The 20,404-nt window shown below is 66.3% G+C and carries 12 protein-coding genes; 3 read left to right on the top strand and 9 right to left on the bottom strand.

From position 1 onward, the window contains the following. Positions 1 to 23: 23 nt before the first annotated feature. Complete coding sequence (locus KEG38_RS44665) at positions 24 to 1,604, bottom strand: lipase maturation factor family protein (protein ID WP_272426870.1); 1,581 nt, start codon at positions 1,602 to 1,604, stop codon at positions 24 to 26. Positions 1,605 to 1,798: 194 nt separating this feature from the next. Between KEG38_RS44665 and KEG38_RS44670 the strand changes: the two genes are divergently transcribed. The 3 genes from KEG38_RS44670 to KEG38_RS44680 all read left to right on the top strand — a co-directional run bounded on the left by KEG38_RS44670 (position 1,799) and on the right by KEG38_RS44680 (position 3,825). After that, positions 1,799 to 2,134 (top strand): HNH endonuclease, encoded by a 336-nt coding sequence (locus tag KEG38_RS44670; protein ID WP_272426871.1) that lies wholly within the window; start codon positions 1,799 to 1,801, stop codon positions 2,132 to 2,134. Between the two features lie 72 nt (positions 2,135 to 2,206). Then, complete coding sequence (locus KEG38_RS44675) at positions 2,207 to 2,899, top strand: helix-turn-helix transcriptional regulator (RefSeq protein ID WP_272426872.1); 693 nt, start codon at positions 2,207 to 2,209, stop codon at positions 2,897 to 2,899. A 104-nt stretch (positions 2,900 to 3,003) separates the two neighbouring features. Next, positions 3,004 to 3,825: an SDR family oxidoreductase gene (locus KEG38_RS44680; RefSeq protein WP_272426874.1), complete on the top strand. Its 822-nt coding sequence runs from the start codon at positions 3,004 to 3,006 to the stop codon at positions 3,823 to 3,825. On the opposite strand, the gene KEG38_RS44685 is transcribed toward KEG38_RS44680, so the two are convergent. From KEG38_RS44685 to KEG38_RS44720, 8 genes are all read right to left on the bottom strand, one after another. Further along, a complete protein-coding gene (locus KEG38_RS44685) occupies positions 3,815 to 4,612 on the bottom strand; it encodes a hypothetical protein (protein WP_272426875.1) in 798 nt (265 codons plus the stop codon). The two genes, KEG38_RS44680 and KEG38_RS44685, sit on opposite strands and share 11 nt — an antisense overlap. A gap of 395 nt (positions 4,613 to 5,007) precedes the next feature. Beyond that, complete coding sequence (locus tag KEG38_RS44690) at positions 5,008 to 6,087, bottom strand: prohibitin family protein (protein ID WP_272426876.1); 1,080 nt, start codon at positions 6,085 to 6,087, stop codon at positions 5,008 to 5,010. A 23-nt stretch (positions 6,088 to 6,110) separates the two neighbouring features. After that, complete coding sequence (locus KEG38_RS44695; protein ID WP_272426877.1) at positions 6,111 to 6,791, bottom strand: YcjF family protein; 681 nt, start codon at positions 6,789 to 6,791, stop codon at positions 6,111 to 6,113. Between the two features lie 37 nt (positions 6,792 to 6,828). Next, a complete protein-coding gene (locus tag KEG38_RS44700; protein WP_272426878.1) occupies positions 6,829 to 8,370 on the bottom strand; it encodes a substrate-binding domain-containing protein in 1,542 nt (513 codons plus the stop codon). Between the two features lie 11 nt (positions 8,371 to 8,381). Further along, positions 8,382 to 9,107 carry a DUF6875 domain-containing protein gene (locus KEG38_RS44705; protein WP_272426879.1) on the bottom strand — a complete coding sequence of 242 codons (726 nt, stop codon included), beginning with the start codon at positions 9,105 to 9,107 and terminating at the stop codon, positions 8,382 to 8,384. After that, positions 9,104 to 10,729, bottom strand: a complete 1,626-nt coding sequence (locus KEG38_RS44710; protein ID WP_272426880.1) for a cyclic peptide export ABC transporter — start codon at positions 10,727 to 10,729, stop codon at positions 9,104 to 9,106. The genes KEG38_RS44705 and KEG38_RS44710 overlap by 4 nt, the downstream gene beginning before the upstream one ends. Continuing rightward, positions 10,726 to 12,357, bottom strand: coding sequence for a cyclic peptide export ABC transporter (locus KEG38_RS44715; protein ID WP_272426881.1), 1,632 nt, complete (start codon positions 12,355 to 12,357; stop codon positions 10,726 to 10,728). The genes KEG38_RS44710 and KEG38_RS44715 overlap by 4 nt, the downstream gene beginning before the upstream one ends. Continuing rightward, a complete protein-coding gene (locus KEG38_RS44720) occupies positions 12,345 to 20,393 on the bottom strand; it encodes a non-ribosomal peptide synthetase (RefSeq protein ID WP_272426882.1) in 8,049 nt (2,682 codons plus the stop codon). The genes KEG38_RS44715 and KEG38_RS44720 overlap by 13 nt, the downstream gene beginning before the upstream one ends. Positions 20,394 to 20,404 lie beyond the last annotated feature (11 nt).

Here is a 20,404-nt window from a genome sequence, read left to right on the forward strand (position 1 = left end):
GGGCCGCGGCCACGCCGAACCATTTACGCCGCCGCTGCGTCGGGTCTCGCGATCGTGATCGCCGGGAAATAGAGCCCGAGCCGCTCCCGTTCCCACCACATCCCCGTACGGCGCCGTGTCTCGATGTCCGTCATCCTGTACTCGTAAAGAACGGCACGCACATACCTCGGTGGCCGATCCGGAAACGGACAGCGCTGGAGCAGCGCGAGCACCTCGGGCGATCCCTCCAGCAGACGGGCCAGGAACGCGACGAACCAACGTGGCGGCGGCCCGAGCGCGGCGAACCACATCTGCCAATCGAGCCGCGGTTGATGTGGCGCGACCCAGGGCGGCGGACGGCGAGGATCGGTGGGCTTGTAGCGGAATTCGTACGCGAGCCAGCGCTCTCCGTCGTCGGACCCCTCGATCACGATCTCGGGTCGACGCACCGTCATGACGCTGAACAGCCCGTACGTGTTGACCGAATGCAGCGGCACGAGCGCGTCCAGCATGCGCGAGAGAAGGCCCGGCGGGTTGCGAGGCCCGTAGCGTTCGAGATGCGCGCCGAGGGTGAGCGTGAAGAGAAGGGTCGCAGCCGCTCCGATCACGAAGCGCCGGACACCCCGCATCGGCCGCGCGGGCCCCGTGGCCCGAAAGAGGGTTTTTCCGAGCAGCGGTTCGTCGTCCAGGAGCCACAACCCGAGCACGGCCGTGAGCAAATTGAAAAAGCCATAATTCCCCGTGGCGGCGATGCCCGCCTGCAGTCCGGCGAGGGGCCAGAAGGAGAGCCGCCGGATGCGCCGTGGAGCAAACGCCAGAAACGGAACGATACACTCGCAAAGAAGCGCAAGCCGGGTCGACTGCCTCTGGACGGGGCGGGGGAGCTGATGCGCGTACCACCCGATCGGCGTCGGGAGCGGTTGCGTCTCGTAATGGTAGCCGAGCGCAGTGCGGTTTTTCCACGTGACGTCGCCGGATTGGAGCTTCGCGAGGCCCGATTCGTAGTAGAGCCGGAAGACGTGCCATCGCAGGAGCAGCACCGCTTGCCACGGAGGGTCCTCCCGGCCGAACCCCGGACGCAGGCCCCGCGGTGCGACCAGGAGCGCGTGCAGGCTGCTCTCGAGGAGGAGCGCGTCCCATTGAAACGAAAGGAACGTGCCGCCGGCCGAGACGAACGAGAGGTAGAGCGCCCAGAGCAGCGAAAGCACGGGCCGAGGAGCGACACCGAGCACGAGCAGCGCCGCGAGGAGCTTTCCTGCGCGGCAGGCGCGAACGAGCGTGGCATCGGACGCATCCACCCAGAAGATCGACGGCATGGCCTGGTAGCGCTTTGGTCCCAGGACGTACCGGGCACGCTCGAGCCGCTCCTGAATGGGGAGAATGCCGCGGCGGCCATAAAGACCGAGCACCTGCGAACCGAGCGAGGCGAACGCGAGGTAATGGACCGCGCCGAGCGAGCGCAAAAACAACCATCGAACGGCGCGGCTCCGGGGCCGTGAGGCGGAACGACCGAAGAGGAATCCGGCGACCGAACGGACGATGGGCAAGCGCGCGAGCCACCCGAGCGGCGCAAGGCTTTGCGCTCGAACGAGGCCATCGTGGATGAGCACGGGCTTTCGCGACATGCCGAAACCCCGAAGCGGAACCTACGGCCCACCATTTCATCCCGCGAGTGCCCTCGGGCTCGCGCCGGAGCGCCGCGCTTGTCCCTGCGGCTCGTGCGTCAGCAAGCGCCTCGGGGCTCGGCGTCGTGACCCTTGCAACCCATCCACAATTGCAGTAACCTGCGAATCTCCCCGTAATTACCTCTTCCTTGATCATGAGCGCCGAAAAAAAGCTGATCCGGGGCCGGTTCCGCGACGCGGTTTTCGCGAGAGCGAAATACCGATGTGAGGGGCCAGGGTGCTCCTTCCGGTCTTCGCCGGAGCGGGCCGTCGAGGAGCTCGACGCCCACCACATCACCGATCGGAACGAGCTGCCGAACGGCGGCTACGTGCCCGAGAACGGGATCTCGCTTTGCGCGGCCTGCCACGTGAAGGCAGAGCATTTCCATAGCACCGGGACGGCGCTGCCCGGGTTCAGCCCGGAGGAGCTTTACCGCGTCGTCGGCTCTTCACGAGAGAAGGCCGAGCGGGCCAGCCGGCGCCTCGGATAGGTCTGGCGAGGCCGCGCCGTCGGCACACAATGGGCTCGACGCCGGCCGCTCGGCCTGCGATCGTCGTGGTCGATGGGTAGGACCGAACGCCTCTTCGCAATCATCGACGCGCTCCGACGCCATCGACGCCCGGTCACCGCGGCCGAGCTCGCGGCCGAGCAGGGGGTCTCTGTACGCACCCTTTATCGGGACGTGCAGACGCTGATCGGACTTGGCGCGCCGATCGAAGGCGAAGCGGGCGTCGGCTACGTGCTGCGGCCCGGCTTCTTCCTGCCACCGCTGATGTTCACCGCGGAGGAGCTCGAGGCGCTCGTCCTCGGCGCGCGCTGGGTCGGCGCGCAGGTCGACGAGAGTCTTGCCTGCGCCGCGAAGAACGCGCTCGCCAAGATTGCGACCGTCTCGCCCCGGGAGCTACGCGAGAACATGGACGACACGGGACTCTGGCCGGTCGTGCTCAACGGGGCCGATGCGGTCCCGGTGCCCGCGCTCGGCCTCGTACGGCAGGCGATGCGGAAGGAGCGTGCGCTCGCGCTGCGCTATGAGGACGAGTCCAATCGCATTACCGAGCGCGAAATCTGGCCGGTGCAGATCGCGTACCACGAGGGCAAGCAGATCGTCGCGGCATGGTGCTGCTTGCGCGCGTCGTTCCGGCATTTCCGCACCGATCGGATCGTGAGCCTCGCCCTCACGGAAAGGCCCTACGGCAAGCCACGCCGAATGCTCGCCCTCGAGTGGTTCCAGGCCTGGGAGCGCGAGCGCGGCTAGCCGTGGTTTGCTCCTGCCATCGGTTGTCAGCAGGGGTGGTGCATGTTCTTCGGGCGAAAACCCCAAGGCGCCCACGAGGGCCCTTCACCCCTATTGAGCAATCGATGAACATCTTGGTCACTGGCGCGACCGGCACCGTCGGCCGCGAAATCGTCAAGCAACTCGTCGAGGGCGGTCACCACGTCCGCGCGTTGTCCCGCAATCCCGCACGAGCCCATTTTCCCGCAGGCGTCCACGCCGTGGCCGGCGACCTGACCGCGCCGGACACATTCGCGGAAGCCTTCGAGGGCATCGAGGCCCTGCACTTGATCAACTTCGGCGGTGACGATTCCGCGCCGCTCGAGACCGGGGCACGGATCGTCGCGCTCGCCGAACGGGCCGGGGTGCGACGGATCACGGTACTCCTCGGCGGCGCGCCCGCGCCGCTCGATGAGGCGGTCGCCGCCGGAAGCATCGATTGGACCTTTCTGCAGCCGGTGGAGTTCATGGCGAACCACCTCGAATGGGCGGCGTCGATTCGCAGCGAGGGGCTCGTGCGCGAGCCGTTCCCCGACCGGCTGAGCGCGGTCGTCCATGAGGCCGATATCGCGGCCGTCGCGGTGGCAGCATTGACGCAGGATGGCCACGCTGGCAAGACGTACACCCTCACGGGGCCGGAAGTGCTCAGCCTGCGTCAGAAGGTCGATATCCTCGCCGCTGCAGCCAAGCGCGAGATCAACCTCGTCGAGTTGACGGAGCAGCAAGCACGCGAACGGTGGCAGGGGATGGGGTTCTCGCCCGAGGCCATCGAGTTTTTCGTGTACATATATGGCAATACGCCGGAAATCGGATACACGGTCACGCCCACGGTCGAGCAGGTGACCGGGCGGCGAGCGCGGACGTTCGCGCAGTGGGCGGCGGAACACGCATCCGCGTTTACTGCTTAGGTGAGCCGCCGAAGAGCGCGCGAATGGCCTCCTCGGCCGCGTCCGATAGCACGTCCCTATCGAGGCGCAAGGGGTCGTCGAAGAATGCCGCGGCGGCGGATCGATCGACGAGGTGCGTCCCGACGAGCGCGATCGAGCGGTCCGTATCGAAAATGTTCTCGGCCACGATGATACGCGCCCCGTCGACGACGCGCTCGTCGGCCGCGCGACCGGCGACGGGCTCACCGAGCCATGCCGCGAAGTATTGGATCGACAGATTGCCGGGGCGTGCCATGTGCGCCGTCCCGATCACCACCCGCAGCCGCGCGCGCTCCTCGGGCGTCAAGCGCGCCGCCCACGCCGTCACCTGCGCGTGCAGGGTCATTACATTCTGGTGGGCGGCCTCCTTTATGTTCTCCAGGACGTCGGCGCGCTGCGAGCGAACGAACGCGTCGAGCGTGCTCGGCGTCAGGCGCTTCTCGCCGGTGGCTTGATCGATCAGCGAGAGCGAGCGGGTGAGGATGCGCCGCTGGCGCTCGCGCTCGGCCGCGTCGGAAAACCTCGCGTCGATCGTGGAGAGCGCCGCCCTGAGGAGGGCTTCGTAGGAAATGAGCTTGCCGAGCTGCGCCTCGTCGATCGGGCCGTCAGCTCCAGAAAGCAGCAAATAGAGGGCAAAGGGAACGTGCGCGAGGGTCTTGAGCTCGTGATAACGCTCATTCGTGGCCGGCCGCTCGAGCCGCTCGCCACGATGCAGGAGCACGAGCGTATCGCCGTATTGCACGAGCACCGGTCCAGAGGCCGCGAGCATGGCGGCGCGGCGCTCGGCGTAAGCGTCGCGGAAGGCGCTGTTCAGAGGGCAGAGCGGGTCGCCGGACGGGAGCGGTCACGGCCGGGCGCTACGGACATGTTCCGCCGGCGACGGCGTTCGCGCGTCCTTCGCGGGGGAGACGCGCCCCGCCTGGCACGCGGACAAGAATACCAGCGGAAACATGGCCACGAGCACGCGGACCGCGCCCCCTGCACGCATCGTCGTCCCCTCCCTCGGCCGCATGGTGAGCCTCGAATGGCAAGGCTACGCCATGCGCTGCGTCGCACGAGAGTCGGGCTCCTTCGGAATGGGCCATCAGGTCCATGCGGACCAAACGGCCACGTTCCGCCCGGAACTGTACGCGGGGAGCAGCGGCGGGAGCACATCCCACGTCGTCACGGCCCGCTCCCCTGTGCCCCCTGCTGGCTCGAAGCCTGCGCAGAAGCCGCATCGGCCGCGGACGTACCGGCTCCCTGATCCTTCTTTCCCTCCGTGGTTTTTTCGCCCGCGGCCGCCGCCGGGGGAACGGCCGTGGCCCCATCGACATTCATGAGCATCTGCGTGCCCGGCCCACCGCCGAGTACGACCACTTTCGTGTTTTGCGATTTCGCGAGCTCCATCTGCGACTTCGCGAGCTCCAGCGACGCCTCGATGCTGCGCCACTTGAGGATGTCCGGAGAAACTTTGGTCGCGATGAGGTTGTAATCGCGGACCCCAGCCGCCTCCGTGCGCCTCCGCTCGGCTTCTTTCTCTTCCTTCTCTAGCCTGAAGCGATACTCGAGCATGAGCTGCTCTTGCTTGTACTTGTCCGCGATCGCGCTCTGGACGATTTCGGGCAGCTCGATATCAAGTAGCTTGAGCTCGTAGAGCTGCACGTAGGGACGCGCATTCCCGTTTTCATCGAGGCGCCCGAGCGCCGATACCTTGCCGACCTCCTGGAGGAGGTCACGCACGCTCGTGTAGATCTCGTGCGCCGTCCGGCTGCCGAAGGTGCGCCGGACGTGGGACTCGACCTCGGGCCGGATCAACCGCTCGAAGTAATCGACGCCGATGTCCTGGTGCAGATAACCGAGCATTTCCATGTTCGGCTGGTATCGTACGGAGATCTCCACCGGGAGGTTGAGCCCCTCCTCGCTGAGCACGTCGAATTTCAGCTTTTGCTGCTGCATCCGCGTCTCGTAGACGGTGAGCTCGTCCCAGGGTGGGATCACGTTGAGTCCCTCGCCCCAGATACGATCCCTCACCGTCCCACCGAGGAAAAAACGATACATGACGGCGCTGCTCCCCGCCGGCACGCGGATGAAGATCCGCGGCCAGAGGAAGCCGACCACGAACAGGAGGATGACCAGCGTCGTATAGAGGGTGAATCGGGCCTTCCGGAGCCACTTCGCGAGCCACTCCCGGAAGGGTGGCTTCTTCGCGTCGCCACTCGAAGATCCCTTTTGCATCTCTTCATTCGCTTCCGGCTTGCTCATTGGCGGCTCTCATCAAGGACTTTTCAGGACGGCTTGGTCGCCTTGGAATCCTCTTTGGACTTCTGCACGTCCGCGACGTACTCCTTGGCGTTCTCGAATTCCTGCTTGAAGTAGCTGCGCACCTTGTGAGGATCGAAGTCGAGCAGCGTACCGCCTGTCTCGAAATGCATGACGAAGACCTTGCCCAGCGCCCGGGTGAACGCGCCCGAGATGACGGGGACCGTGACGATGCCGAACGCGTGGCCCACGAACGGAATGAGCTTCCCCAGGCTGGCACCGATCACGGCGCCGGCGCCGACGCCGAGGACGCCCGAGAGGAGCGAGCCGATGAGCTTCCTGGCGATGTCCTCCCGGAAACTCAGATCATAAAGCTCCGAGAGCTCGGCGAGCATTTTCACCTGGATACCCGTGATCGCGACCATATCGACGATAGGCACGGGAACGAGCCCGGCGCCGAGCACCCACAGCACATTGCGCCGAATGACGGCATCCGCACGGCCCACGCGCGAAACCGGCTCAGGGGATTTCGGCGCGGCGCTGCTCCGGGACGTCCCCTCGGTCTTCGGTCCGGCGTTCGGCTCGACCTTGGCTTCTGCCTTCGGCTCGACCTCGGGTGCGCTCGTCGCTTCCTCTTTCACCTCGATTCGAGGCTCGTCCGTCTTCTTCTCCGTCGACTGATTCGATTGCGCGGTTTCGGTCGCCATGATTTTCCTCCGTTCGCAAGCTGCAACGATGAGCGGGTCAGTGTCTCCCCGTCGCGTCCCGCCAGGCGCGAACGAGCTCGTTCACGAATTTGCCGTCGAGGCGCGGCGCTTCGACGAACGGCGCGTCGATCTCCACGCCATAACGTCGGAATCTGAAGAAAGGATTCTCGGAGTCCTCGATGCTCCGGAGCTTCAACTCGGGGCTCGCCGGCCGAAGACCCTGCTTGACGGCCAGCTTCTGCATTTCCGGGCCACGAAGGAAGGTGATCCACTTCTCGGCAGCCGTGCGCTGCTCGGCGGTGAGCGTTCCGTCGTCGAAGATGACCACGGGATGTTCGTTCACGAGCGTCGGCCGCGGGTACACGACGCGCAGCTCTGCCATCACGTCCGCATGCTTCTCGAACTGCTGAAGAACCGTGAAAACGAGCTGCTCCTGCGTCACCACGGCGTCATATCGGCTCGCGCCGAGGTCGAAGATGGCGTCGGTCAAGAGGGGCGCTGACGGGGTGGGGGGCGGCGCGCCCGCTTCGCATCGCTTGAGCCAGCGCTGGAAAGGCTCCCGCCGCTCCTGGAACGAGCGAGCGAAATCCGCCTCGGCGAGGTCGCCACGCACGACCACACCCTCTTTGGCGGGTTCTCCGAGCGCCTGCTTGATGCGCTCCTTGAGCGCGGTCGGCCGGTCGTTCGGAGGCAATGCGTAATCGTAGGCCATGAGGTAAAGCGCCTCGAGCCCCTCGGCCGAGCGCGTCGGCGACGGGTGCTCGAACTTCGCTCTTCCCCACCGCTTCATGTCGTCCGCCGTCGGAAACGGCGCGATATAGGCTCGTTGGGACTTCTTGTCGACCCGTCGAGCCGCCGGCGCCGGTTGTTGCGGGAACGCGGCCGGGACGACCGAGCCGTACCAATCGCTCCACGTCCCCGGCACCATGTGTTCGAGGGCCATCTCCTCGAGATCCTGCGGGTCCCGTGGCACCCCCGGGCACATCGCATCCATCCACAGCCCCTCGCCACTCTTGCTTTTTTCGAGGATGGCTTCGAGGACCTCGAGCCGATCTTCCCATATCAAGATCACGAGCGGGGAGCGGGCGAGAGAAACCTGCTTCGTGATGTCGATCGGTGATCGTCCGTGGCTCTCCCTCCAGCGCCCATCGAGGTAACGAACGACGAGATCGTCCGCGGGCGACCAGATCGTCGGTTTTACCTCACCCTTCAGGATGGAGTCGGCTCCCTCGATACCGCCTGCCGCAATCGCCTTGATCTGGATCTTCGGACATATCTTCGCGAACCGAGTCGCGGCCTCGTCGATCCACGCTTGCTTGTCACTGCTGTACAGCATCTCGACGATGACGGGGTGTCCGTCGTGCGGCGCCAATCCGCACGTCTCGGTCGAGGCCTCGTTCACAACCTTCATGTCCACGAGCCGTGATGGCTTTGGAAGGTCGGGCACGAACCTGCCACCTCGCGCGAAGAACGTTGCGAAGAGGGCGAACAGACCCGAGGAGATCACAATGTCGCGAATGGTGAGCCCGAGTGTCGGTTTTTTCGAGCGAGGTTCGTCTTGCTTTCGCGTCGGGGCCACGAGGTCCTCCATCAATCGACGTTCGTCGCGGGGGGAAACGCCGCGTCCACGACCTCCTCCCAGAGCGTCGGCAGCTTGGGGATGTCGGCGGCTGCGACGCGCGCCATGAGCTCGTCGCGGGAGGAGACGCCGAACTTCCGGACGTACGCGCGCAGGCACTCCGGGCGCGAGAACAAGAACATCAGATCGGTGAGCTGCATCGAGCGAATCACCAGCATCGGGTGCGGTGCCTCGAGCGGGCGGTAATCGGGGTTGTGCAAGCCGGGCTCGAGGCAGCCGGGGTAGAATTGACCTATCATCAAGCCCTGGGCAGTGATCTCGGGCTTCAGCGCCTCGTGCACGGGGTCGATCAGCAGCGGCCCCCCGTCGTGGGGCAGCTCCGGAAACAAGGTCAGAATGGCGCGGAACTCGCGGCCGACCTCGGTGGCGGGTGGCAGCGTCGGAAAGCGTGCCGCAAGCGCGCGCAGCACCGGCTCCACGGCAGCCGGGCGGAGCTCGCCCTGGTAGACATGAAAACGGATGGACCGAAAGCGGGTCAGGGCAGGCCCGACGAAGGGACACACATGGCCCTTGCGACCGATCAGCGGATTCGGCTTGGCGATGGAGGTTTGGAGCCAAGCCAGCACCTCGAGCAGCTGCGCGCGGGCAGCCGCCGGCAGACCGGCGCTCTGCTCGACGAGCTGATTGGCGCTGATCAATACAGGCTCATTGGCCAATGTCTCGATGCTCGGGTTCATGCGCGTTCCACAGACCGAATACGGCCATACTCCATGGTGATCACTCGATCCGCACAGTGGAAGAATCGGTCGTCGTGGGTGACTGCAATGACCGTCTTCCCCCGCTGCTTCAACGCCGGCAAAATCTCTTCGTAGAAGTAGGCGCGGAACTCGGGGTCCTGATCTGCGGCCCATTCGTCGAACACACAGATGGGCCGGTCCTCGAGGAGCGCCACGATCATGGCCAGGCGCTTGCGCTGTCCGGTGGAGAGATTGCGGTTCGTGAAACCCTTGTTCTCGAACGACGTCTTCTGCTGGAGATCCATCTGCGCGATGAGCCGGTGTACGGCCGCCGGGTCGACGTCGAGCAGCCCATAGAGCTTGGCGAACAGGTGGAAGTCCGAGTAGATGGCCGAGATCTTCTCGCGATATGCGGCCACGTTGCTGGAATCGACGCGTATCCCGCCGACCAGGAGCTCGCCGCCCGTCGGCGGATACAGCCCCGTGAGCACCTTGAGGGCCGTCGACTTGCCGCTCCCATTTCCGCCGACGATGAACACGATCTCGCCTTCCGCGATGTCGACGTCGAGGGGACCGATGCGGAACGCGCCGTCGCCGTCATCGGAAACGTATTCGAATTCGATGCCGCGCCCAGCGATCGCGCCGAATCCACCTTTCCACGCGTCCTCGACGTCCAGCGCGATTCGTGTCTCCTGGATGGCCTTGTCGAGCTTTTCCTCCAGCGTCCGCGCCCTGGAAAGCGCCACATTCGAGCGGATGTATGCGGGCGCCCCCGTGATCAGCACGGTCATGGGTCCCCAAAGGAACAGAATGGCCGCGACGATGCTGACCAGCGCAGAGGACTCCACGTCGATGTGCTGCGGAATGACGAGGACGATGACGCCGAGCAGCGCATAGAGGTTGCTGCTGGCGAAGATGAAGTTGTCGCTGTTCATCTCGCCGGACTTCAGGTTGAAGCCCCGCAATACCTCCGACGACCGCTCGATGTCGGTGCAGATGTCGCGACCGCGCCGGCGGCTGAGCTTGACCTCCTTGAAGCCCTTCAGCAGGTCCGTGAGCTTTTCGAAGAACGCGACGCGGGCGTCCCCGAGCCGCTGCAGATAGCGCTCGAGCTCCTTGGCCCTGCCTCGATACGTCACGTAGCCGATGGTGAGCAGGAACGTGACGGCGATGAACGTCGGCAAGGAGATCCAGGCGATGTACAGCACCGCGAACGCCAGGATGAGGGCCGCTTGCAAGAACGCCGATATCAGCGGCCCGTAATTGGACACGACGCTCAGGTTCTCCGTGATCCCGTCGTAGATCTCCGCGGTGCCAATGCGCTCGACCCCCTGAATGTCCGCCTTCTCGAGCTTGTCGACGATGCTGATCTTGATTCGGTGCAGCGCCGATTCCACGACCGTGGCCGTCCGGTAGTACACGTACTTGGCGCTGAGATAATGGCCGACGACGACGAGCGCGAAGAGACCGGCCGCCGGCAGCCCCGAAAGCTTCGGCGCGCTGGCGACGACGTTCGCCCCGATGAGCACGAACATGCTCGTGGCGCCCGCCACGCACGCCGCCATGAGAATGCGACGGCGCTCGCCCCCCGCCTCCTGGGTGATGAGATCGACGATCGTCAAGGCGCATCCATCCGGGGGGTCGCCTGGACCTTCCCGTAGCTCAGCTTGATGACGCGGTCCGCGCAATGAAAGTAGCGATCATCGTGGGTGACGGCGATGACCGTCTTGCCCCGGCCCTTCAGCGCGGGCACGAGCTCCTCGTAGAAGTACCTGCGGAATCCAGGATCCTGATCGGCGGCCCACTCGTCGAATACGTAAACGGGGCGGTCCTCGAGGAGCGTCATGATCGTGTAGAGGCGCCTGCGCTGGCCGGTCGATAGCGTGCGCCGGGTAAATTGCTGCGCCTCGAAAGAGGTCTTCCCCTCGAGGCCCATTTGCGCGAGCAGCGCGCGCACCGCCTCCGGCTCCGCGTCCAGCATGCCATAGAGCTTGGAGAAGAGGTGGAAGTCCGAATAGATCGCCGAAATCATCTCACGGTACGCGGCCACGTTCTCCGGCTGGACGAGGACGCCGCCGACGCGCAGCTCTCCGCCGCTCCGCGGGTAGAGCCCCGTGAGCACCTTGAGCAGCGTCGATTTGCCGCTCCCATTCCCACCGACGAGGAAGACGACCTCACCCGGCTCGATATCGAGGCTCAGGGGGCCGACGCGGAAGCTCCTGTCTCCGTTGCCTGTGGGATACTCGTACACGATATCGCGTGTCGAGAGTGTGCCGATGCGACCGTTCCACGGATCCTCGGTCTTCTGGACGGCCGCTCGCTCGACGGCCTCATCGAGCTTCCCCTCCAGCGTCCGGATCTGTTCGAATGCGACGCTGGAGCGGAACACCGCATTGAGCCCTCCGGCCACGCTGGTGAAGGGGCCCCAGACGAACGCGGTGCACGTGACCAGGCTGGCCATGGTCTCGGCATCCACGTCGACGTACCTGGGCATGGTGAAGATGACCGCCCCCAGCAGGATGTACAGGACGCAGTTGGGCATGACCAAGACGCCGCTGAGCCCCTCGGCCGTCCTCACGGCGCCAATGCGGAGGGATTCGGCCATCCCCACGATATCGTCGTGGATCTCACGCCCGCGCCGACGGCTGAATTTGGCTTCTTTGAAGCCTTTCAGCAGATCCATGACCATGTCGAAGAGCTCGAGCCGTAGCTGCCCCATCTGGCGCAGCACATCGACGACCTCTTCGAATCTGTATTGAACGATGAAGAACCCGAACACCAGCATGAGCGCGATCAGCGCGAAGGCTGGCAGCGAGATCCACGCAATGTAAACGAGCCCGAACACGAGGACGAAGAGCGCCTGCAGGAAGCTCCCGAGCACCCACCCTTGCTCCGACACGACGGACATGTTTTCCGTGACGCGATCGAAGATCTCTGCGGTCCCGACGCGCTCGAGCCCCTCGAGCTCCGTTCGCTCGATCTTCTCGACAATCCTCGTCCTGACGCGGTGGAGCACAGCTTCGACGAGGGACGTCGTCCGGTGATACGTCGCTCGAGCACCGAGGACGTAGAGGGCCATCGTCAACCCGAACAGGAAAAGCGCCCGCAGGTCCGCCTGCTCCGGGGACCCGGCGAGGACATTGGCGCCGACGAGGAGGAGCGCGTTTGCGATACCCCCCATCGTCGCGACGGCGAAAATCGAAGCCCGCTGCCCCTTCGCCTCCTCGAGGAGAAGGTCTATGACGTACATTGCTGCCCCGCGATCGTGCGTGAGGTGCAGTGCGCGATGAGGCGTCGCAGCGACGAGAGGACCCTTTCCGCGATCCTCTCCACCGTCGATTTCTCGTACATCGCGGGGCTGTAACCCCACGTGAGCCGCAGGCGTCCTTGCATCACGATGGCACTCAACGTGAGCTCATGAAACAACGCCATGTTCGGGCTCGCGCTCGTGTGCTCCGTCCCCGCGAATTCCCAGGTCGAGCCTGCCTCATGCTGCCCGAGATAGTTGAACAGCACCGGCATTGGCACGGTGAGCGACGCGCGTACGGCCGCGTCCGGGTGCGCATATCGCAGCCAGCCGTATCCCACGCCCCGCCCCGGCACCGACCGGAGCTGCTCCTTCACGCCATTCAGCAGCAGAGCAGGATCTTCCTCCGAAGGCACGCGCAGCGAGAGCGGGAATAGCGACGAGAACCACCCCACGGTGCGGGACACGTCGACGTCCTCCACCACGGGCTCGCGACCATGATGCTGCAGTGCCACGCAGACCGTATCCGTCCCGGAGGACGCACTCATTCCCTCTGCGAATGCCGACAAAAGGACCGCATGGATCTCCGTTCCACCAGCCGATCCCACGTCGTGGAGGAGCGCACGGGTCTCTGCCGGAGACAACTCCACCTCCAGGGTGCAGCTATCGCCGAAGGTCCCCACCGCGCCATCGTGGTCCCGCGCGCCCGGCGTCACGCTGCCGGCGCATTGCGCCTGCCAATACTGGAGCTGCTCCGAGAAGCCGCCGCCCCCGACAAACGCGTGCAATCGCTCGGACCACCGGCGAAGGGATGTCGTCTTGGGTCCGAGATTCGGCGTCTGCCCCGCGATCAATGCGTCGCAGGCGCGCTCCACGTCCTCGCACACGATGCGCCATGACACGATGTCTGTGACGAGGTGGTGCATGGCGAGGAGCAGCCGCGCCCCGCCTTCGCCCAGATCCAGCCACGCAGCGCGGAAGATCGGGCCGCTGGACAGGTTCATGCCCCGTTGCAGGACCTCCGCTGCCTTTTTTACGGCGGCATCACGGGCCGAGGGCGGAAGCGACGATAGGTCCACCCGCTCGAGCACCAGAGTCGCCCCCTCCTCGTGCTCCTGCACCCACCCGGCGTCGGTGCGACGATACCGGAGCCGCAATGCGTCGTGCTGCTGCGCGAGGATCCGCAGCGCCTCTGCGGCGATCTCCGGCGATAGCGCGGGCGGCGGCGTCCACGACATCGCCGGACTGAAATGATGGGCGTCCTCGGGATCTCGATCCAGGAACCAATGCTGGATCGGCGTCAGCGGGACCGTCCCGGTCACGGCGCCCTGCTCCACGAGGACCGCGCTCTCTTTGCGCGCCGCCTGCGCGAGCTGCGCCACCGTCTGGTGCGCGAACAGGTCGCGCACGGTCAGGTGGAGGCCAGCTCGTTTGGCGCGACCTATCACGTGGATTGCGAGGATCGAGTCCCCTCCGAGCGTGAAGAAGTTATCGTGGATCCCGACGGGCGAGATCTGCAGCACCTCGGACCACAGCTCGGCGAGCGCGCGCTCCGTCTCGGTCTGCGGTGCCACGTACGAGGTTTCCGCCGCGCTACGCGTCATCTCCGGTGCCGGCAGCGCCTTGCGATCAACCTTGCCGCTGGGATTCAGCGGCAGCGCCGTCAGCCGCACGAATACAGAGGGGACCATGTACGCGGGCAGCGAGGCCTGAAGGTGCTCGCGCAGCGTGCCCTCCGTACATTCGCCTTCCCCGGCCACCACGTACGCGACCAGCCGTTTGTCGCCGGACGAGGACTCCCATGCGACCACGGCGCACGCTCGCACCGCCGGGTGGGACGACAGCACCGCCTCGATTTCGCCGAGCTCGATGCGGAAACCCCGGATCTTCACCTGGTGATCGATACGCCCGAGGAACTCCAGCTCTCCGTTCGCGTCCCATCGGGCGAGGTCACCGGTGCGGTACATCCGCGCCCCGGGCACATTCGAGAACGGGTCAGGGACGAAGCGCTCCGCTGTCAGTCCGGGGCGCCCGAGATAGCCGCGTGCGAGCCCGTCCCCCGCGATGTACAGCTCCCCAGGAATGCCCACCGGGACCTGCATCAGGTTTCGGTCGACCACGTGGAGCTGCGTATTGGCGATACCTCGGCCGATCCGGACGTAGCTCTGCTCGGCGTCGACGCGATAATGAGCAGACCAGATCGTGGTCTCCGTCGGCCCATACACGTTCCTGACCGAGGATGCCCGGAGTGCGAGCTTGGCCGCGAGATCCGGCGTCATTGCTTCCCCGCCGCACAGCACCTGCAGGGGCCTTCCGCCCTTCCAGCCTGCGTCGAGTACCATGCGCCATGTCGCAGGCGTTGCCTGCATCATCGTCGCGCGCTCCAGGGCTCTCACCAGCGCTTCGCCGTTGCTCGCGTCTTCCTGCGACGCGAGGTGGACCGAGGCTCCCCGGAGCAAGGGCATGAACAGCTCAAGCCCGGCGATATCAAAGGACAGCGACGTGACGGCCTGCATCACGTCCCGGGGCCCGACCTCCATCTTTTCGGCGAAATCGTGGAGCAGGTTCGTCAGCGCGCCGTGCAGAACCTGGACGCCTTTGGGCCTCCCCGTCGAGCCTGACGTGTAGATGACGTAAGCCGCGTTCTCCGGCACGACCTGGGCGCCGGGAGACGTGAGCGGCTGCTCCTGCCAAGGGGGCACGCTCGCATCGAGGTGTACCGTGACAAACGCGTGCGCGGAAAGGCTGCCCTCGAGGCGCTCCTGGGTGAGCAGCACCGCGGGCCGCGCGTCCGTCAGCATGTAGGCCAGCCGCTCCCGCGGATAGTTTGGGTCGAGCGGCACGTACGCGCCGCCCGCCTTGAGGATGCCGAGCAGCCCCACCACCATTTCCAGCGAACGCTCGACGCATAGCCCCACCAGCACCTCCGGGCCCACGCCCAGCGCGCGCAGGTAATGAGCCAACTGATTCGAGCGCTGGTCGAGCTCCCGGTAGGTGAGCTCTTGCTCAGCGAATACCAATGCCACCGCGTCGGGGGTTCGTGCGGCCTGCTCCTCGAAGAGGTCGTGAATGCACTTGCCCTCGGGATACGCGGCCGCCGTATCGTTCCAGGTCGCGAGCTGCCCGTGCTCCGCCTCGGTCAGGAAGGCAAGCTCGGACAGGGGGTTGTCAGGGTGCGCCACCACGTCGAGGAGCAGGGTGCAGAGGTGCTCGCTCAGCCGCTTCGCCGCGGCTTCGTCCACCCGTGTCGTGTCATAGGCCAGGTGGATGCTGGTCCCTTCCGCGTCACGGGCCACGGCGAACACCAGTGCGTTTTTCGCGGTTGTCACACCGGGAGACACCGCTTCGAGGTGCGGCGACCACCCCGCCGCGATCCCGGCGTGCGGCGCTGATACCTCGAAGAGGAGCACGTCATACAGCGGGTTCTCATCGCCGTGCCTGGACAACCCCTGGTCCTGCACCACCACGTCGAACGGCAATGCCTGATGCTCGTAGACCTCCACGGACGTGCGCCTCGCAGACGAGAGCAAGTCGATGAATGTCGGATTTTCCGAAAGGTCGGTCCGCAGCACGACCGTGTTCGTGAAGAAGCCCAGGAGGCTTTCCGCGCCCGGCACTTCGCGGTTCGCGATCACCGCGCCGAGCCCGAAGTCCTTCTGTCCGCTGTAGCGCGACAGGATGGCCGTGAGGACGGCATACCAGGCCATGAACGGCGTGCAGCCGTGGTCCCGCGCGAGCGCCGAGAGCGCGCTGCTCGCATGCTGAGGAATGCGGAGCATTACGCTCGCTTCGGGGCCAGGGCCGCCCTCCGAAGCGGGGCGAAGAATGGGCAACTGGAGCCGCGGCACGCCGGTGAGTTGGTCTTTCCAGTACGCTCGCGAGACCCCGAAGCCGCCACCCGTGAGCGCCTCCTGCTCCGCCCGTGCATAATCGGCGAACTGGTATGAAAGCGCCGGCAGACTCGGCGCCTCGCCGCGCCAGCACGCCTCGTACAGGCGCGAGAGCTCGGAGAGCAGCACGCCGCAGGACCATTCGTCGGTGATGATGTGGTGCTGGAGGACGAGCACGACATGGTGCTTGGCGGCCATGCTTACGACGAGGACCCGCGTCAGCGGTCCGGCACCGAGGTCGAAACGAATGCCGATTTCGGCCTCCAGGAGCGCGCGCAAGGCGGCTTCCCGCGCGGCTTCTGGCAGGGCCGAGACGTCCTCCACGCGCACCGGAATCGATCCGCTCTTCGCCACGACCCGCCTCGGCACGCCGTCGACCTCGGGATAGGTCGTGCGCAGGATCTCGTGCCGCTCCGCGAGCAATGCCACGCTTTGGCGCAGCGCCTGCTCCGAGAGCGCGCCTCGAATGACGAACATCTGCGGGACCTGGTACGACAGCGCTTCGGGCGAGAGTTTGTCGACGAACCACATCCGCCGCTCGGTCCCCGAGAGGCCGGCGTATGCAGGCTCGGCCGCGCCGCGCGGCGAGGGGGAAACCGCGACCACGGGCGCCGAGCGCTTCTCCATCCCGTCCAGCGACGCCGCCAGGGCCGCCACCGTCGATTGCTGAAACAGTGTGGCCACGGTCAGCCCGAGCCCGAGCCGCGCTTTCACCGCGGACACGAGGCGCACCGCCAAAAGCGAGTGGCCGCCGAGCAGGAAGAAATCGCCGTGCGCGCCGATGGGCCGCACCTCGAGCAGTTCTTCCCAGATGGCCACGAGCGCGCGCTCCGTATTGGTCCGCGGCGCCACGTACGCTGTCTCCGCGCCGCGCGTCGCCTCGGGCGACGGCAGCGCTTTGCGGTCCACCTTGCCGTTCGCAGAGAGCGGCAGTTTGTCGAGGAACACAAACGCCGACGGCGTCATGTACTCCGGCAATCGCGCGCGGATCCACTCTCGCAGATCGCTTGCCGTGCACGCGCCGTCCTTCGCCACCACGTAGGCGACGAGGCGCTTGTCCCCCGGCGCATCTTCACGCGCCACGACGACGCACGACGCCACCGCGGCGTGTGAGGAGAGCGCCGCCTCGATTTCGCCGGTCTCGACGCGGAACCCTCGAATCTTCACCTGGTGGTCGGCGCGGCCCAAAAACTCGAGTTCGCCGTCCTCGTTCCAGCGCGCGAGATCCCCGGTGCAGTACATCCGGGCGCCAGGCTCCTTCGAGAAGGGATCCGGGACGAACCGCTCCGCCGTCATGCCGGGACGATTCAGATAACCACGCGCCAGGCCCACCCCGGCGAGGTGGAGCTCACCGGCCATTTCGATGGGGACCTGCCTCTTCGCGCCATCGAGCACGTAGATATGCACGCCGTGAATCGGTCGACCGATCGAAAAATTCTCCGGTCGCTCCGGATCGAAATAGGCCTGTGCCCCGAAAATGCTGAACTCGGTAGGGCCGTAGGAGTTCAGCACCCTCCGGCCCTTCGCCCACTGCGCGACGAGCGCGGGGGAGGTCGTGTCGCCCGCCAGGGTGATATGGCGGAGATGGGGCGCGCGGCAGTTCAGCACGCGCAGCATCGCGGGCGGAATGAACGACACGGTGATCCCCCGATTGTCCAGGCACTCCGCAATGCCCTCGACCGCGCCGTAGGCATTGCTCGGTAGCACGCACGCGGCGCCGTTGCAGAGCGATATCATCCAGTCGATGATCGCCCCGTCGAACGCCACCGCTGCGCTCTGGAGCACACGATCGCTCGGATGGATCACGAACTGCTCGCGCTGGAATGCCACACGCGCGGCGAGCCCCCGGTGCTCGTTGACGACCGGCTTGGGTTTGCCCGTGGAGCCAGAGGTGAACACCACGTAATTCGCATGCTCGGGCCTGACGCCGCTCTCGGGGGGCGTGGCCGGCAGCGACGCCCATTGCGACGCGTCCGCGTCGAGGCGCACCACCGTCACGCCGGACGCCGTGAAGCGGTTTTCGATGTCCGAGTGCGTCAGCAGGACCGGCGCCTGCGCTTCGGATAGCAGGAGCGAGAGCCTGTCGGCCGGATACGCCGGATCCAGGGGCACGAACGCGCCGCCCGCCTTCAGGATCCCGACCAGGGCCACCACCATGTCGAACGACCGCTCCACGCACAGCGCCACGCGCACCTCGGGCCCGACGCCGAGAGCGCGAAGGTGGTGCGCCAGGCGGTTGGCCTGCGCCTCGAATTCACCATAGCTGAGCTGCCGGCCGTCCTGCTCGAGGGCCACGGCATCCGGCGCCTTCGCCGCCTGCTCCGCAATGAGCTCGTGGATGCACGGGGCGGCGGGGTCGGCCTTTGGCGTGTCGTTCCACGCGGCGAGGTTCTGCGTTTCCTCTTCGGTCAAGAGGTCCAGATCCGGCAAACGTTTGTCCGGGTGCGCCACGGCGTCCGTCACAAGCGTCCGCAGATGTCCGCACAGGCGCTCCGCTGCCGTGCGCGAGACCCGCTTCGTGTCGTACAGGACCTCCACGACGGTCCCTTCGACCGAGTGCTGTACGGACACAGCGAGCGCGTCCTTCGCCGTCGTCGCGCCCTCGCGCACTGCACCAAGGGCGGGTGACCAGCCGGCCGCAGCTCCGGTGATCGGAGGCGTCACCTCGAAGAAGGCCACGTCATACAGCGGGTTCTCTCCAGCCTGCCGCGAGAGCCCCTGATCCTGCATGACGATGTCGAACGACAGCGCCTGGTGCTCGTACGCGGAAAGCGACGTCCGTCGCGCGCGAGAGAGCAGCTCGCCAAACGTAGGGTTTCCCGAAAGGTCGGTCCGCAGCACGACCGTGTTCGTGAAGAAGCCCAGGAGGCTTTCCGCGCCCGGCACTTCGCGGTTCGCAATTACCGCGCCGAGCCCGAAGTCCTTCTGGCCGCTGTAGCGGGACAGGACGGCCGTGAGGACGGCATACCAGGCCATGAACGGCGTGCAGCCGTGGCCCCGCGCGAGCGCCGAGAGCGCGCTGCTCGCATGCTGAGGAATGCGGAGCATTACGCTCGCTTCGGGGCCAGGGCCGCCCTCCGAGGCGGGGCGAAGGATCGGCAGTTGGAGCCGCGGTATACCGGCGAGGTTGTCCTTCCAGTATGCTCGCGAGATCCCGAAGCTGCCACCCGCGAGCGCCTCCTGCTCCGCCCGTGCATAATCGGCGAATTGGTACGAAAGCGCCGGCAGATTCGCAGACTCGCCGCGGCAGCACGCCTCGTACAGGCGCGAGAGCTCGGAGAGGAGCACGCCGCAGGACCATTCGTCGGTGATGATGTGGTGCTGGAGGACGAGCACGACATGGTGCTCGGCGGCCATGCTCACGACGAGGACCCGCGTCAGCGGTCCGGCGCCGAGGTCGAAACGAATGCCGATTTCGGCCTCCAGGAGCGCGCGCAATGCGGCTTCCCGCGCGGCTTCGGGCAGCGCCGAGACGTCCTCCACGCGCAGCGGGATCGATACGCTCTGCGCCACGACCCGCCTCGGCACGCCGTCGACCTCGGGATAGGTCGTGCGCAGGATCTCGTGCCGCTCCGCGAGCAATGCCACGCTTTGGCGCAGCGCCTGCTCCGAGAGCGCGCCTCGAAGGACGAACATCTGCGGGACCTGGTACGACCGCGCCTCGGGCGAGAGTTTGTCGACCAACCAGAGCCGCCGCTCGGTCCCCGAGAGGTCAGCGTACGCGGGATCGGCCGCGCCGCGCGGGGCGGGAGAGAGGGCGGCCACGGGCGCCGGTCGATTCTCCGTCCCGTCCAGCGACGCCGCCAGGGCCGCCACCGTCGATTGCTGAAACAGTGTGGCCACGGTCAGCTCGAGCCCGAGCTGCGCCTTCACCGCCGACACCATGCGTATCGCCAGGAGCGAATGGCCGCCGAGCTGGAAGAAATGGTCTCGGACCCCGATCGGCCGCACCTGGAGCAGTTCTTCCCAGATGGCCACGAGCACGCGCTCCGTATCGGTCCGCGGCGCGACGTACGATGTCTCCGCGCCGCGCGTCGCGTCGGGCGACGGCAGCGCCTTGCGGTCCACTTTGCCGCTGGGATTGAGCGGCAGCGCCGTGAGGCGCACGAAAGCAGAGGGGACCATGTATTCCGGCAGCGTCGCCCCCAGGTGCTCGCGCA

It is taken from the genome of Polyangium jinanense, from assembly GCF_028435265.1.
GTDB classification, from domain to species: Bacteria; Myxococcota_A; Polyangia; order Polyangiales; family Polyangiaceae; genus Polyangium; species Polyangium jinanense.